Below are 14651 nucleotides of genomic sequence, written 5' to 3' on the forward strand. Positions count from 1 at the left end.
CGTTGCTAGTGCTTCGCGGACGCGCCGTGCTCGCGTGCGTAGGCCTCGGCCTTGGCGGCGTGGCGGTTGGCAACATCACGGAACGAGAAGGTGACCGCCGCGAGCGCGGTGAACGCGACGAACATGATGACGCCAAACAGGAACCCCGGGAACGGCAGCTCGTTGACGACGTGGCTTCCCTCTTCGGCAGCTGCGACGATCGTGGCGACAAGTGACATTGAGACCCCTGGTTTCGTTACGGATTGGGTGAACTCCCCCAGTCTACCCGGTTTGCTTAGCGGATCTGGCCCGCACCGCGGACGAGCCACTTCGTGCTCGTCAGTTCCGCGAGGCCCATGGGACCGCGCGCGTGGAGTTTCTGGGTGGAGATACCGACCTCGGCACCGAAGCCGAACTCGCCGCCGTCGGTGAAGCGGGTCGAGGCGTTGACCATCACGACGGCCGAATCGACGTCCGCGAGGAACCGTTCGGCGCTCGCGTAGTCCTCGGTGACGATCGACTCGGTGTGCCTGGTCGAGTAGCGGTCGATGTGCTCGATGGCTTCGTCGAGGGAGTCGACGATCCGCACCCCCATCTCGAGGGCGAGATGCTCGGTCGACCAGGTCTCGTCGTCGGCCTCCCCCAGCTCGGCGGCGATGGCTCGCGCCGCGGCGTCGCCGGCGAGCTCGACGCCCGCCCCGAGCAGCTGCTCCGCGATCAGCGGAAGGATCCTGGGGGCCGCGTCCCGGTGCACGAGCAGCGTCTCCGCCGCGTTGCACACGCTGGGGCGGTGTGTCTTGGCGTTCGTGACGATCTGCACCGCCATCTGGGGGTCCGCGGTCGCATCGACGTAGACGTGGACGATGCCGGCGCCCGTCTCGATCACGGGGACGGTGGACTCCGAGACGACGGTGGCGATCAGGCCGGCGCTCCCCCTGGGGATCAGCACGTCAACGTAGCCGCGGGCGCGCATGAGACGTCCCGCGCCCTCGCGGCCGAACTCGTCGATGGTTTGCACCGCGTCACCGTCAAGGCCGGAAGCGCTGATCGCACGCTGGATCACGGCGACGAGCACGCGATTCGAATGCTCTGCTGCGGTTCCGCCGCGGAGCACCGCGCCGTTGCCGCTCTTGAGCGCGAGCGCCGCGATATCGACCGTGACGTTCGGGCGCGCCTCGTAGATCGCGCCGACCACGCCGAACGGGACGCGGACCTGGCTGATCTTGATTCCGTTGGCGAGCGTGCTCCCGCGCACGATCTGTCCGATCGGGTCCGGCAGGGCGATCAGCTCGCGCACCGCGGCCGCGAGGGACCGGACGCGCGCCTCATCGAGCCGGAGTCGATCGAGCAGGCCGTCGCCGATCTGATTCGCCTCGCCGCGGGCAAGATCCTCGGCGTTCGCGGCAACGATCTCGGGGATCGCCTCCTCGAGACCCTGAGCGATGGCCTCGAGCGCGGCGTTCTTCTGCATCGTGGTGACGGTGGCCAGCGACTTCGCCGCCCGGCGCGCGCGCTCGAGCTTGGTGATGAACGGATCAGCGTGCGACATTCGCGGCCTCGCTCTCGGTTTCGGGCACCGCGTCGAAGCGGGTGCCGTGGTCGGCGCCGTCGAGAACGGCGCTCAGCAGTCGGGTCTCGGTGAGGAGCACGTGGGCGCCGGCGTCGGCGGCGAGGCGCGCGGCCTGGACCTTGGTCGAGGCTCCTCCCGTCCCCCAGCCCGACTGGCTCTCGCCGATCTCGATCCCCGCGAGCGAGTCCCCGTAGGGCACGTGGGCGATGCGCTGCGCTCCGACCTGGTTCGGCGGCGCGGTGTAGAGCGCGTCGACGTCCGAAAGGAGCACGAGACGATCGGCGCCGATCAGACGCGCCACGAGAGCGGCGAGGCGGTCGTTGTCCCCGAACCGGATCTCGTGCGTCGCGACGGTGTCGTTCTCGTTGATGATCGGGAGGATTCCGAGCTGCAGGAGCCGTTCGATCGCGCGCCTGGCGTTCCCCCGGTGCGTCGGGTTCTCGATGTCTTGCGCGGTAAGCAGGACCTGGCCCGCGATGATCTCGTGCGTCGTGAGCGCCCGCTGATAGCGGTTGACCAGGATGTTCTGCCCGACGGCCGCGGCGGCCTGCTGCGTGGCGAGATCATCCGGTCGCTCATCCAGGCGGAGGAAGGGCACGCCAGTGGCGATCGCGCCGCTCGAGACGAGAATCACGTCGGCACCCGCCCGATGCAGGCGCGCGAGATTCTCGACCAGGGTCGGAATCTGTCCGGCGCGATCGCCGCTCACGGACGACGAACCGACCTTGACGACGACCCTCCGCGCCGCGAGGAGCTCCTCCCCGGTTCTCACTTCTCCTCGTTCCACATCCCGGCTTTGCGCTCGCGCTCGAGCTCGGCGCGGGCCTCAGCCTTCGCATCCATGAGCTCGTGGTATTCGGTGCGGCGCTCCTTGTTGGTGCGGCGCGTGTTCGGATCGACGCGCAGGTCGGAACCGCGCGCGCCCATCTGCACCTCGGCGGCGCTCGTCACCGTCGGCTCCCAGTCGAAGACCACTCCGGATCCGGGACCGATGACGACCGTGGAGCCGGCCGTCGCTCCGGCCTTGACCAGGCCGTCCTCGATGCCGAGCTTCTGCAGGCGATCGGCGAGGTAGCCGACGGCCTCATCGTTCGTGAAGTCGGTCTGCGCGACCCAGCGCTCAGGCTTCTCGCCCAGGATCCGGTAGAGGGTGCCGTAGGTACCGCCCTCCGTCTTGACGCGGTAGGCCGCCTCGCGCCCGACGCGCGGCTGCAGGACGATGCGCGGCTGCTCGGGCTCCTCGACGATCCGGCGCTGTCGTTCCTCTTCCACGAGCCCGGCGAGTGCGAAGCTGAGCTCGCGCAGCCCCTCATGGGAGACCGTCGAGATCTCGAACACGCGGTAGCCGAGCGCCTCGATCTCGGGGCGGACGAAGTCGGCGAGCTCGCGCGCTTCGGGAACGTCGATCTTGTTGAGGGCGACGAGCTGCGGGCGGTCCAGCAGCGGGACCTGGCCCTCCGGAACCGGGTACGAGCCGAGTTCCTTGCGAATGATCTCCAGGTCGGAGAGCGGATCGCGGCCGGGCTCGAGCGTCGCGCAGTCGAGCACGTGAAGCAGCGCGCTGCAGCGTTCGACGTGGCGCAGGAAGTCGAGGCCGAGGCCCTTCCCCTCGCTGGCGCCCTCGATGAGGCCGGGCACGTCGGCGACCGTGTATCGGATCTCGCCCGCCTGCACGACGCCGAGATTGGGGTGCAGTGTGGTGAACGGGTAGTCGGCGATCTTCGGCTTCGCGGCGCTCATCGCGGCGATCAGGCTCGACTTCCCCGCCGAGGGGTACCCGACGAAGGCGACGTCGGCGATCGTCTTGAGCTCGAGCGTGAGAGTTCCCGCCCAGCCCTCGGTTCCGAGCAGCGCAAAGCCGGGGGCCTTGCGCTTCGAGCTCGCGAGGGCGTTGTTCCCGAGCCCGCCGATGCCGCCCTTGGCAGCCACGAACCGGGTTCCGGGTTCGGTCATGTCGATCAGGGTCTCGCCCGCTGCGTTCTTCACGACCGTGCCGACGGGGACGGAGAGCACGAGCTCTTCGCCGTTCGTGCCCGCGCGGTAGTCGCCGGCGCCGTAGCCGCCGTTCTCAGCGGTGCGGTGCGGCCTGCGGTGGTAGTCGAGCAGCGTGGTGACCTGCGGATCGGCGAGCAGCACGATGTCTCCGCCGTGTCCGCCCGCACCGCCGTCGGGGCCCGCGAGCGGCTTGAACTTTTCGCGTCGGATCGAGACGCAGCCGTTGCCGCCACGCCCCGCCTGCAGGTGTACCTGCACGCGATCTACGAACGTCGTCATGCTGCTTTCCTTCCCCTGGATACGGCAAAAGGCGAGCCGAAGCCCGCCTCGCCGTTGATGTTGCCTAGTTAGGCAGCGGCCACGATGTTGACGACCTTGCGGCCGCCCTTCACGCCGAACGCGACCTCGCCAGCGGCGAGAGCGAACAGGGTGTCGTCGCCACCACGACCGACGTTTGCGCCGGGGTGGAAGTGCGTGCCGCGCTGACGGACGATGATCTCGCCGGCGTTGACCTGCTGGCCGCCGAAGCGCTTCACGCCGAGGCGCTGCGCGTTCGAGTCACGACCGTTGCGGGTGGAGCTGGCGCCCTTCTTATGTGCCATGAGTCTCTACTCCTTAGTGGGATGTCTAAAGCGATTACTTGATGCCGGTGACCTTGAGGCGCGTCAGATCCTGACGGTGGCCCTGGCGGCTCTTGTAACCGGTCTTGTTCTTGTATCGCTGGATGACGATCTTGGGACCGCGGAGGTCGTCGAGGACCTCGGCCGTGACCTTGACCTTGGCGAGCTTCGCCGCGTCGGTCGTCACCTGGTCGCCGTCGACGAGGAGCACGGCGGGAAGCTCGAGCTTGCCCTTCGCGTCACCCGCCACACGGTTAACGGTGATGATCGAGCCAACCTCGACCTTCTCCTGCCGGCCGCCTGCGCGCACTACTGCGTAAACCACTTCTCACCCTTTTCTTGAGGATCGTCTTGCGTGTCGAAGCGCAGCCCCGCCGCGTCCGAAGTCTCAGATGTCAGCCGCCCACGGGCGGCACCAACGCTCAATAATATCTTGAATGACCGTTTCCGGTCAAATAGGCCGTTCCGCGTGTCACGCGTCCCCGGTCGCGCGGCGTTTCACCGTTGCGTCCAAGGCCTCGGCGAGGGCCGCCTGCGCGGCCTGCGCCTCCGACTTCGTATCGGCCTGCGCGGCGCCGGCGGAGGTTCCGCCCGCGACCGTCGACGTGGTCACGCGGCGATTCTTCGCGCGACCCGTTCCCGCAGCCGGGGCGTCGGGAAGCGCGTCGAGCACCGAGTCCAGCAGGTTCGAGGGCTCCTGGCGCTGGGCGCGCGGCGCCTCCGGTTCCTGCGCGGCCGGCTGCGACTGCGCCTGCGCGCGCGAGGCCCTGGACCGCACGCGACCCGTGGCGCGGGGCTCTTCGCCGCGAGGCTCGCCCGCGCGCTGCTGCCCGCCAGCGGCACGGCCCTGCTGACCGGACTGACCGGCCTCGGCCTTGCTCTCGGGCGCACCCTGGGTCTCGGCGTCCTCCTTCGATCCGGGGATCGTCGAGGCCGCGACCTGCGCGAGCATGTTCTTTGCCCCGTCGGTCAGGGTGTGCGCCTGGCCCTTCGGCTCGGCGTGCTGCTGTCCGCCGGAGTTCTGGTTGCCGCCGTGGCCGCCGTTGCCGCCCGACTGGTTGCCGCCCCGCCCGCGCTTCGAATTGCGCGGCGCGGAGTCTCCCCCGCGATGGTGCTTCGAGACCGGCTCGTGATGCACGATGATGCCGCGCCCCGCGCAGACCTCGCACGGCTCGCTGAAGGACTCGAGCAGACCGAGCCCGAGCTTCTTGCGGGTCATCTGGACGAGACCGAGCGAGGTCACTTCAGCGACCTGGTGCTTGGTGCGGTCGCGGCTCAGGCACTCGACGACCCGCCGCAGCACGAGGTCTCGGTTCGACTCGAGCACCATGTCGATGAAGTCGACGACGATGATCCCGCCGATGTCGCGGAGGCGGAGCTGCCGAACGATCTCCTCGGCTGCCTCGAGGTTGTTCTTCGTGACGGTCTCCTCGAGGTTGCCCCCCGAGCCGACGAACTTGCCCGTGTTCACGTCGATCACGGTCATGGCCTCGGTGCGGTCGATCACGAGCGATCCGCCGGACGGCAGCCACACCTTGCGATCGAGCGCCTTCGCGATCTGCTCCGTGATCCGGAACTCGTCGAAGATGTCCCGCTCACCTTCGAAGCGCTCGACGCGCTGCAGGAGGTCGGGGGCCACCTGCGACAGGTAGTTCTCGATGGTTCCGTAGGTGTCGCCGCCCGAGATGAGCAGGCGCTGGAAGTCCTCGTTGAAGACATCGCGGACGATCTTGATGAGCATGTCCGGTTCGGAGTGCAGCAGCGCGGGGGCGCCGCCCTTCTCGACGCGCTTCTGGATCGACTCCCACTGGCGCGTGAGGCGCTGCACGTCGTGCGTGAGCTGCTCCTCGCTCGCGCCCTCGGCCGCGGTGCGGACGATGACGCCGGCGCCAGTGGGGAGCACCTCCTTGAGGATCTTCTTGAGTCGGGCACGCTCCGTATCGGGGAGTTTGCGCGAGATGCCGTTCATCGCTCCGCCCGGCACGTAGACGAGGAAGCGGCCGGGCAGCGAGATCTGGCTCGTGAGGCGGGCGCCCTTGTGCCCGACCGGATCCTTCGTGACCTGCACGAGCACCTGATCGCCCGGCTTGAGCGCGTTCTCGATCCGACGAGCGGTGTTACCGCCCTCGAACTCGGACCAGTCGACCTCGCCCGAGTAAAGCACGGCGTTGCGGCCGCGACCGATGTCCACGAACGCGGCCTCCATGCTGGGGAGGACGTTCTGCACGCGACCGAGGTAGACGTTGCCGATGAGGGAGCTCTCGCTCGAACGGGCGACGTAGTGCTCCACGAGCACCTTGTCCTCGAGCACGCCGATCTGCACGCGGTCCGCGGTCGTGCGGACGATCATCTCGCGGTCGACCGCCTCGCGGCGCGCGAGGAACTCGGACTCGGTGATGACCATGCGGCGCCGGCCGGCATCGCGGCCGTCGCGGCGGCGCTGCTTCTTCGCCTCGAGCCGCGTCGACCCCTTGACCTTCTGCGGCTCGGTGATGACGGGCGCCTGCCGCGAGGAGCGGCGGGGGCTGTCGTCCTCGTCACGTCCGCCCGAGTCGCGATCGGAACGGCGGCGCGTGCGACGCGAGCTCCCCGAGGAGTCGCGATCGCGATCGCGGTCCCGGTCGTGACGGGCGTCGCGCTCGTCATCGCGAGCGGGCTGCTGCTCGCGGGTGAAGTGCTGATCGAGGATGTCGTCGAGCTGGCGGAACTCGCCGTGGTGGGATTCCGTCCGACGGAAGTCGGTGCGTCGCGGGCGCGGCTGGATCGGCGGGACGTCCGGCGCGACGAAGAGCAGGCGGGTCGTCGCGCGGAAGCGCTCCTCGCTCGTCATCTCCGCGAGCGGCAGGATGAGCTGCGGGCCCTCGGGCTTCGCGGGGGCTTCCTCGGCCGGTTCGGGGACCTCCTCGGCCGGTGCGGGAGCCGCTGCCGGCTCCTCGGGAGCCTTCGCGGACGTTGCCGGGGCCTCAGCGGGCTCCTCGGCGGTCTTCGCCGGTGCCTCTGCCTGCGGGTCCGAACCTTCGGCGACCTCCGCGGGAGCCGCTGCGGACTCCTCGGCGGCCTGCTGCTCGGGAGCGGCCGCTGCCGCGGTCTCGTCGTTATCCGACTGCCCGGCCGCCTTGCTCGCGGCTTCCACCGGCTGATCGCTCAGTGCGCCTTCCGGGGCGATCGCCTCGACTTCCGGGTTCGATTCTGTGCTGTTATTCACCATTCCTGGTGTCTCCTCCGCCCGGGAGAAACGCGTCCTACCCGGGAACCTCGTTCGTGCGGTGTGATCCGCAAATCCTGTTCTCCGCGGGTGTTCTCCACCCGCGCTCGGTCGTTCTTCGACCGGTGTCGGTCTCGCGACCGCCAAAAGACTGTGCGTGCGATGCACCCTCTTCGGGGATCGCACCACCCCCCATTATGTCATGGGCCGTGCCCCACGCGCTGCCCCCGTGCCCTGTACCTGGGTCGATTCCCATCTTCGGCTGGATAAGATCGGCCTCATGAGCACCGAGACCCGCCCAGGCGGGCGACCCCTCGCATTCGCACTCTTCACGATCATTGCCGGCGTCATCGGCTGGTTCGCCTCTTTCGAGCTCCTCACCGAGTACGTGAAGGTGTTGAAGACGCCGGACTACGTCCCGAACTGCAATGTCAGCGTTCTCGTGACCTGCGGCCCGAACATGGGGTCCTGGCAGGGTTCGCTCTTCGGCTTCAGCAACACGATCCTCGGCGTCGCCGCGTTCATGGCCCCAATCCTCGTGGGATTCGCCCTGCTCGCGGGCGCGCGCTTCGCCCCGTGGTTCTGGCACGTCTACCGCGTCGGCCTGCTCGGCGGAATCGTGTTCGTCTTCTGGCTCTTCTCGCAGAGCGTCTACTCCCTCGGGACGCTGTGCCCGTGGTGCATGGTGGTGTGGTCGGTAACGATCCCGCTCTTCTGGGTCACGCTGCTGCGCCCGGAGGCCGTCGGTGACGTTCCTGTGTCGGAGCCGGCGCGCAAGCGCATCGAGTCCCTGCGATCCTGGACCTGGGTGTTCATCCTGTTCAGCTACCTGATCATCGCGGTGCTGGCGCAGCTGCGGCTCGACTGGCTCGCGGAGTTCAGCCGCACGTTCTAGCCGCGGGTCCGGATCAGGATCCGCCCACGCGCTCGCGCCGCTCCCCCGCGATGCGCCGCCAGAGCGCGTCGGCCTGAGCGATCGTATCGGCCTCCGACCCCGAGGTGTCGACCACGACGTCGGCGATCGCCCGGCGTTCGGCCTCATCGGCCTGACTGGCGATCCGGTCCCGCGCGGCGCTCTCCGTCATCCCGCGGTACTCGACCATCCGGGCGACCCTCGTCTCCGCCGGCGCCTCGGCCGTGACAACCCAGTCGAATTCCTGATCGCGCGCTGCTTCCACGAGGAGCGGGATCTCGTACACGATCACCGCGTCCGCATCATCCGAGCGCGCGTCCGCGATGCGCGCCTCGGAGAGCCTGCGCACCTCCGGATGCACGATCGCGTTGAGGTCCGCGAGGGCGCTTGGATCGCCGAACACGATCTCACCGAGCGCCGGCCGGTCGAGGGACCCGTCGGACCGCAGCACGCCCCGCCCGAAGCGCGCGACGACCGCGGAAAGACCCGGCGTCCCGGCCGCGACCGCGTCCCGCGCGAGCTGATCAGCATCGATGCGCACCGCTCCCAGCTGCTCGAGGCGGCGCCCGATGGTCGATTTCCCCGCGGCGATCCCGCCCGTCAGTCCGATCACAGTCACGCCGGAATTCTAGGTCATCGGCGGTGAAAGCACGGCGAATGCCCCGCTGATCGGGACAAGGCAATATCCTTGGCGCAGGAGGTGCCAGAATGCTCGAGGTCATCACAGGGGTCGTGCTCGCCGCGTCAGCCGGACTGAACGCGTACATCCCGATGCTGGGCCTCGGCCTGCTCTCGCGGTTCACCGACCTCGTCGAGCTGCCCGGCGGCTGGGCCTGGCTCGAGAACGGCTGGTGCATGGGCATTCTCGGCGTCCTGCTCCTCGTCGAGGTCCTCGTGGACAAGTTCCCCGCGCTCGACAGCGTCAACGACATCCTGCAGACCGTCGTGCGCCCCGCGTCCGGCGGAATGGTGTTCGCAGCTGGCGCCGCGAGCGACACCGTCGCGGTGTCCGACCCGGCCGCCTTCGTGCAGTCGGGTCAGGTGTGGCCGATCGTGGTCGGGGTCGTCGTTGCGCTGATCCCCCACGCGTTGAAGTCCTTCGCGCGCCCCGTGCTCAACGTGCTCACGGGCGGGGCGGCCGCCCCGGTCACGAGTGCGGCGGAGGACGCGGGGTCGGTCGCCCTCGTGATCCTGGCCGTCGTCGTCCCGGTGGTCGCGCTGCTCTTGCTGATCGGGATCATCATCTTCCTGATTGTGAGGCTGAGGCGCGCGCTTGCTGCGCGTCGGGCGCGTCGGGGAGAGCAGGCAGCGGCAAACGTTACGCCCGCCGCGTCCTGACCGACCGGGGTCACAGACCTCAGTCTCTAGTCTCTGGCCGCAACCCCGATGAGGCGCTCGATTGCCTTCGCGCGATCATGACCCTCGTTCCGCCACGCCCGAAGGATCGTGGAGGTCGTGCGCACGTCGATGACGCGCTGCTCCGGATCGGCGACGTCACGGGTGCGGCCGAGCGTGTGGACCAGCTCGCGAAGCACCTCGGCGTCCTCGCCTCGGGAGATCAGCCATGACGAGTGCGCGTGCGCCTGGATTTCGTCGAGGGAAAGCAAATCGGTGCCGTCAACCGGTCCCTTCGCCTGCATCATGCCGACCCAGCGCTGCACCACCCGCACGTATTCCGCGAGTTCAGTGTCGAGCCGGTGCTCGTAGTCGCGTTTGAGCGATCGATTGGATTCGTAGTGCTGAGCGGCGATAGCAATCCCGCCGCCGATCACCGAGGCGAGCAGGGAGAGCAGGATCGTTGACCAGTCGATCCCCGCGGCGCAGTTCTCGCACACCAGGGGAATATTTGTGGCGATCAGGGATTCGTTCAGCACGGCCCCACACTAGCGGGTCCCACGCTCGATGATGGGATCCGCCGATCCACTCACCTGAGCGACCCGCCCGCTCGCTTCCTCGCGACATCCGCCGGCGGACTATCCCGACCCCCGGAAACGCCGAAGGCCCGGCTCCCCCTTGCGGGGAGGCCGGGCCTTCGGGGTGTGAGGGCTAGTTGCCGCCCTCGAGCTGTGCCTTGAGCGCAGCGAGTGCCTCGTCGTCGGCGAGGGCGCCGGCCGAAGCGGAATCGCTCGAGAAGCTCGAGGCGGGGGCGTCGACGGCGGGAGCCGCGGCGGCCTCGGCGATCGAAGCGGCGACCTGCTTCTTGTGAGCCTCCCAGCGCTCCTGGGCAGCAGCGTACTCCTGCTCCCACTTCTCGCGCTGCGACTCGAAGCCTTCCTTCCACGCCTGGGTCTCCGGATCGAAGCCCTCGGGGTACTTGTACTCGCCGTTCTCGTCGTACTCGGTGGCCATGCCGTAGAGCGCGGGATCGAACTCGGTGCCCTCGGGGTCGACGCCGTCGTTGGCCTGCTTGAGGCTCAGCGAGATGCGGCGACGCTCGAGATCGATGTCGATGATCTTGACGAAGACCTCCTGGCCGGCCGAAACGACCTGCTCAGCGAGCTCGACGTGCTGACCCGACAGCTCGGAGATGTGCACGAGGCCCTCGATGCCGTCGGCAACGCGAACGAACGCGCCGAAGGGGACGAGCTTGGTGACGACGCCCGGGGCGATCTGGCCGATCGCGTGGGTGCGGGCGAAGACCTGCCACGGATCCTCCTGCGTCGCCTTGAGCGACAGCGAGACGCGCTCGCGGTCGAGCTCGACGGAGAGGACCTCGACGGTGACTTCCTGGCCGACCTCGACGACGTCGGAGGCGTGCTCGATGTGCTTCCAGGACAGCTCGGAGACGTGCACGAGGCCGTCGACGCCGCCCAGGTCGACGAACGCACCGAAGTTGACGATCGACGAGATGACACCCTTGCGGACTTGGCCGGGCTTGAGCTCGGCGAGGAAGGACGAACGGGTCGCGGACTGCGTCTCCTCGAGGAGGGCGCGGCGCGAGAGGACCACGTTGTTGCGGTTCTTGTCGAGCTCGAGGATCTTCGCCTCGATCTCCTGGCCCAGGTACGGGGTCAGGTCGCGCACGCGGCGCAGCTCGATGAGCGAAGCCGGGAGGAAGCCGCGGAGCCCGATGTCCACGATGAGGCCGCCCTTGACGACCTCGATGACGGTGCCGGTGACGACGCCCTCGTTCTCCTTGATCTTCTCAACATCGCCCCAGGCGCGCTCGTACTGCGCGCGCTTCTTGGAGAGGATGAGGCGACCTTCCTTGTCCTCCTTCTGAAGGACGAGCGCCTCGACGCTGTCGCCGACCTCGACGACCTCACCGGGGTCGACGTCGTGCTTGATGGACAGCTCACGCGAGGGGATGACGCCCTCGGTCTTGTACCCGACGTCGAGGAGCACCTCGTCGCGGTCGATCTTCACCACGGTGCCCTCGATGAGGTCGCCGTCGTTGAAGAACTTCAGGGTCTTTTCGACCGCTGCAAGAAAGTCTTCGGCCGAGCCGATGTCGTTGATCGCGACCTGCTTGCTATCGGTCGTTGCGTTCGTCATGAAATTGGTCTCCAGAATGGACAGGATATTGAGGCGGGACGCGCGTCATTTCCCAGTTCCGGATCGTTCCGGAGCCGAGAGCACGTTCCGCGGGTGAACATGGTTGGGTCGCCACAGATGTGACGCTCCATCGTACCTCGCGGACACACCCGAGATCAAACCCGATCCTGAGAAGGCCGGGTCAGGGGCAATCTGCGTGGCGCCGCCCGGCGATCCCGCTCTGATTCGCCGGTCCCCGCTGCCGCCGATCAGTGCGCGGCCGCGTTCCAGTTCGGCCCGTGACCGACGTGGACTTCGAGCGGCACCGACAGGTCCGCTGCGCCGGCCATCTCCTCGCGGACGAGCGCTTCGAGCGCATCCCACTCGCCCTCAGCGACCTCGAACATGAGCTCATCGTGGATCTGCAGCAGCATGCGCGACTGCATGTCGGCCTCGCGCATGCGGCGCTCGACCTGGATCATGGCGAGCTTGATGATGTCCGCGGCCGACCCCTGGATCGGCGCGTTGAGTGCCGCGCGCTCGGCGTTCTCGCGGAGGATCCGGTTCGGGCTCGCGAGGTCGGGGAACGGGCGACGGCGGCCGAAGATCGTCTCGGTGAATGTGTCGCGCTTCGCCTGCTCGACTACGGAGCGGAGGTAGTCGCGCACGCCGCCGAAACGCTCGAAGTAGTCGGTCATGAGCTGCTTGGCCTCGGCGGCGCTGATCCCGAGCTGCTTCGAAAGGCCGAAGGCCGACAGCCCGTAGGCGAGACCGTAGGACATGGCCTTCACCTTCGAGCGCATCTCGTTGGTGACCTCCTCCGGCGGCACACCGAAGATCCGGGAGCCGACGAAGCGGTGCAGGTCCTCGCCCTCGTTGAACGCCTGGATCAGGCCCGCATCGCCGGAGAGGTGGGCCATGATCCGCATCTCGATCTGCGAGTAGTCGGCGGTCATGAGGGTCTCGAACTCCGGCGCGTGGATGAACGCCTCGCGAATGCGGCGCCCCTCCTCGGAGCGAACCGGGATGTTCTGCAGGTTCGGATCGGTGGACGCGAGCCGGCCCGTGCTCGCGCCGGTCTGCACGAACGTCGTGTGGATCCGGCCGTCCTCTGGGTTCACGGCCTTGATCAGGGTTTCGACGATCTGACGCAGCTTGTTCGTGTCGCGGTGCGCGAGGAGAGCGCCGAGGAAGGGGTGCGGCTTCTTCAGCTGCAGCTCCGCGAGCGCAGCGGCGTCGGTGGTGTAGCCGCTCTTCGTCTTCCGCGTCTTCGGCATGTCGAGCTGATCGAAGAGCACCTCCTGGAGCTGCTTCGGCGACGACAGGTTGACTTCTCGCCCGATCGCGTCGAACGCCTCGCGCTCGAGCTCCGCGACACGCGCGGTGAGCTCGGCCCGATGCGCTTCCAGCAGCGGCAGATCGATCTGCACGCCGCGCTCCTCGAGCGCCTCGAGAACGGGGACCAGCGGAATCTCGATGTCGCGGTAAATCTCGATCGTGCGCGACTCGAAACGCTCGAGAATGACCGGGTGCACCCTGGCGAGGTACCAGGCCAGCATCGCGACGTCGGCGATGCTCCCCTCCTCCGGCACGAGCTGGTTCGGGTCGCCCTCGGGTACCTGCTCGCCGAGGAACCGGAACACGGCCTCCGCGATGCTCTTCTCCGCGGTGGCCGGACGCAGCAGCCACGCCGCGAGCAGCACGTCTCCCGCGATGCCGCCGACGGGTGCGCCGACGCTGAGCGCGAGCTCCGCCTGCTGCTTCGCGTCGAAGAAGATCTTGGGGGCGTCGGAGGCGAGCCACGCCTCGAACTGCCCGTAGTCGCGGCCGCCCGGAATCCACCCGAAGCGGACCGAGGCGTCGGCCGTCGAAACGCCGACCTCGAGGGCCTCGCCCTCCCTGCGGATCACGACAGCGGGCGTGTCCACCTTGGACAGCCAGTCGCCGAGCTCCTCATCGATCAGATTCTTCGCCTCCGGCTTCTCCGGAGCGAGCGAGACCTGGGTGACCGCGCCACCCGTGGGCACCTCAGTGCCTGCCAGCTTGCCGACGCGCTGGAGGAGCGTGCGGAACTCCAGCTTCGCGAACACCTGCTGCACCGCGGCCATGTCGATGTCGCCACGCTTCAGATCGTCGAGCTGCACGTCGAGGTCCACGTCACGGACGAGGCGATTGAGCCGGCGATTACGCTCAGCAAGGTGAGCATTCTCGCGGAGGCTCTCCCCCACCTTGCCGCCGATCTCGTCCTGCCTGCGCAGGATCTCCTCGAGCGAACCGAACTGATTGATCCACTTCACCGCGGTCTTCTCACCCACGCGCGGGATACCGGGCAGGTTGTCGCTCGTCTCGCCGACGAGTGCCGCGATCTCGGGATACTGCTCCGGCCGGATGCCGTAGCGCTCCATCACCTTCTCGGCGTCGTAGCGCGTGAGCTCGCTCACCCCCTGCTTCGACGGATACAGCAGCGTCACGCGGTCGTCGACGAGCTGGATCGTGTCCCGATCGCCGCTCACCACGAGCACACGATAGCCCGCCTCCGCACCGCTCAGCGACAGCGTCGCGAGGATGTCGTCGGCCTCGTAATTCTCTTTCTCGATCGTGGTGATCCCCATTGCGTGCAGGGCTTCCTGCAGCAGCGGGATCTGCCCCTTGAACTCGGGCGGAGTCTCCCCGCGCGTGCCCTTGTACTCGGGATACTCCTCCGTGCGGAACGAGTGCCGCGAGATATCAAAGGCGACCGCGATCGAATCCGGCTGCTCATTGCTCAGCAGGTTGATCAGCATCGCGATAAAGCCGTGCACCGCATTGGTGTGCTGACCGGACTGCGTCTGGAAACTATCGACCGGGAGCGCGTAAAAAGCCCGGAAAGCCAGCGAGTGGCCATCGATGATCATG

At 68.0% G+C, this 14651-nt stretch carries 13 protein-coding genes; 2 read left to right on the plus strand and 11 right to left on the minus strand.

The genetic code is table 11. From position 1 onward, the window contains the following. Positions 1–5 precede the first annotated feature (5 nt). The 7 genes from JD292_RS05135 to JD292_RS05165 all read right to left on the minus strand — a co-directional run bounded on the left by JD292_RS05135 (position 6) and on the right by JD292_RS05165 (position 7372). Entirely contained in the window at positions 6–218 is a 213-nt protein-coding gene (locus JD292_RS05135; RefSeq protein ID WP_200131666.1) for a hypothetical protein, read from the minus strand. Between the two features lie 56 nt (positions 219–274). Then, positions 275–1528 (minus strand): glutamate-5-semialdehyde dehydrogenase, encoded by a 1254-nt coding sequence (locus JD292_RS05140; RefSeq protein WP_200131667.1) that lies wholly within the window; start codon positions 1526–1528, stop codon positions 275–277. Continuing rightward, the gene (proB, locus tag JD292_RS05145) at positions 1515–2321 is read right to left on the minus strand and encodes a glutamate 5-kinase (protein WP_200131668.1); all 807 of its coding nucleotides are present in this window, start codon (positions 2319–2321) and stop codon (positions 1515–1517) included. Before proB ends, JD292_RS05140 begins: the two co-directional genes overlap by 14 nt. Beyond that, a complete protein-coding gene (gene obgE / locus JD292_RS05150) occupies positions 2318–3823 on the minus strand; it encodes a GTPase ObgE (protein ID WP_200131669.1) in 1506 nt (501 codons plus the stop codon). Before obgE ends, proB begins: the two co-directional genes overlap by 4 nt. 68 nt (positions 3824–3891) lie before the next feature. Then, positions 3892–4146 (minus strand): 50S ribosomal protein L27, encoded by a 255-nt coding sequence (gene rpmA, locus JD292_RS05155; protein ID WP_200131670.1) that lies wholly within the window; start codon positions 4144–4146, stop codon positions 3892–3894. A gap of 34 nt (positions 4147–4180) precedes the next feature. Then, the gene (gene rplU / locus JD292_RS05160; RefSeq protein ID WP_200131671.1) at positions 4181–4489 is read right to left on the minus strand and encodes a 50S ribosomal protein L21; all 309 of its coding nucleotides are present in this window, start codon (positions 4487–4489) and stop codon (positions 4181–4183) included. A 147-nt stretch (positions 4490–4636) separates the two neighbouring features. Beyond that, positions 4637–7372, minus strand: a complete 2736-nt coding sequence (locus tag JD292_RS05165) for an Rne/Rng family ribonuclease (protein ID WP_200131672.1) — start codon at positions 7370–7372, stop codon at positions 4637–4639. A gap of 277 nt (positions 7373–7649) precedes the next feature. On the opposite strand from JD292_RS05165, the gene JD292_RS05170 reads away from it, so the two are divergent. Beyond that, the gene (locus JD292_RS05170) at positions 7650–8264 is read left to right on the plus strand and encodes a vitamin K epoxide reductase family protein (protein ID WP_200131673.1); all 615 of its coding nucleotides are present in this window, start codon (positions 7650–7652) and stop codon (positions 8262–8264) included. A 13-nt stretch (positions 8265–8277) separates the two neighbouring features. On the opposite strand, the gene coaE is transcribed toward JD292_RS05170, so the two are convergent. Continuing rightward, positions 8278–8901 (minus strand): dephospho-CoA kinase, encoded by a 624-nt coding sequence (gene coaE / locus JD292_RS05175; protein WP_200131674.1) that lies wholly within the window; start codon positions 8899–8901, stop codon positions 8278–8280. 89 nt (positions 8902–8990) lie between these two features. Between coaE and JD292_RS05180 the strand changes: the two genes are divergently transcribed. Further along, positions 8991–9620, plus strand: coding sequence for a DUF4126 domain-containing protein (locus JD292_RS05180; RefSeq protein WP_200131675.1), 630 nt, complete (start codon positions 8991–8993; stop codon positions 9618–9620). Positions 9621–9646: 26 nt separating this feature from the next. Here JD292_RS05180 and JD292_RS05185 read toward each other — a convergent pair whose 3' ends face one another. From JD292_RS05185 to polA, 3 genes are all read right to left on the minus strand, one after another. Then, on the minus strand, positions 9647–10156 hold the full coding sequence (locus tag JD292_RS05185) for a hypothetical protein (protein WP_200131676.1): 510 nt from the start codon (positions 10154–10156) through the stop codon (positions 9647–9649). Between the two features lie 172 nt (positions 10157–10328). Further along, positions 10329–11777 carry a 30S ribosomal protein S1 gene (gene rpsA, locus JD292_RS05190; RefSeq protein ID WP_200131677.1) on the minus strand — a complete coding sequence of 483 codons (1449 nt, stop codon included), beginning with the start codon at positions 11775–11777 and terminating at the stop codon, positions 10329–10331. A 248-nt stretch (positions 11778–12025) separates the two neighbouring features. After that, entirely contained in the window at positions 12026–14650 is a 2625-nt protein-coding gene (gene polA / locus JD292_RS05195; RefSeq protein ID WP_200131750.1) for a DNA polymerase I, read from the minus strand. Between the last annotated feature and the right edge of the window lies 1 nt (position 14651).

The sequence above is a fragment of the Leucobacter edaphi genome (assembly GCF_016522535.1).
Classification (GTDB): domain Bacteria; phylum Actinomycetota; class Actinomycetes; order Actinomycetales; family Microbacteriaceae; genus Leucobacter; species Leucobacter edaphi.

Bases quoted from the DNA above. Each gene is read 5' to 3' on its own strand.
- JD292_RS05135 (WP_200131666.1), bottom strand. From the start codon at position 218: ATGTCACTTGTCGCCACGATCGTCGCAGCTGCCGAAGAGGGAAGCCAC.
- JD292_RS05180 (WP_200131675.1), top strand. From the start codon at position 8,991: ATGCTCGAGGTCATCACAGGGGTCGTGCTCGCCGCGTCAGCCGGACTG.
- rpmA (WP_200131670.1), bottom strand. From the start codon at position 4,146: ATGGCACATAAGAAGGGCGCCAGCTCCACCCGCAACGGTCGTGACTCG.
- obgE (WP_200131669.1), bottom strand. From the start codon at position 3,823: ATGACGACGTTCGTAGATCGCGTGCAGGTACACCTGCAGGCGGGGCGT.
- rpsA (WP_200131677.1), bottom strand. From the start codon at position 11,777: ATGACGAACGCAACGACCGATAGCAAGCAGGTCGCGATCAACGACATC.
- JD292_RS05140 (WP_200131667.1), bottom strand. From the start codon at position 1,528: ATGTCGCACGCTGATCCGTTCATCACCAAGCTCGAGCGCGCGCGCCGG.
- polA (WP_200131750.1), bottom strand. From the start codon at position 14,650: ATGATCATCGATGGCCACTCGCTGGCTTTCCGGGCTTTTTACGCGCTC.
- JD292_RS05170 (WP_200131673.1), top strand. From the start codon at position 7,650: ATGAGCACCGAGACCCGCCCAGGCGGGCGACCCCTCGCATTCGCACTC.
- JD292_RS05165 (WP_200131672.1), bottom strand. From the start codon at position 7,372: ATGGTGAATAACAGCACAGAATCGAACCCGGAAGTCGAGGCGATCGCC.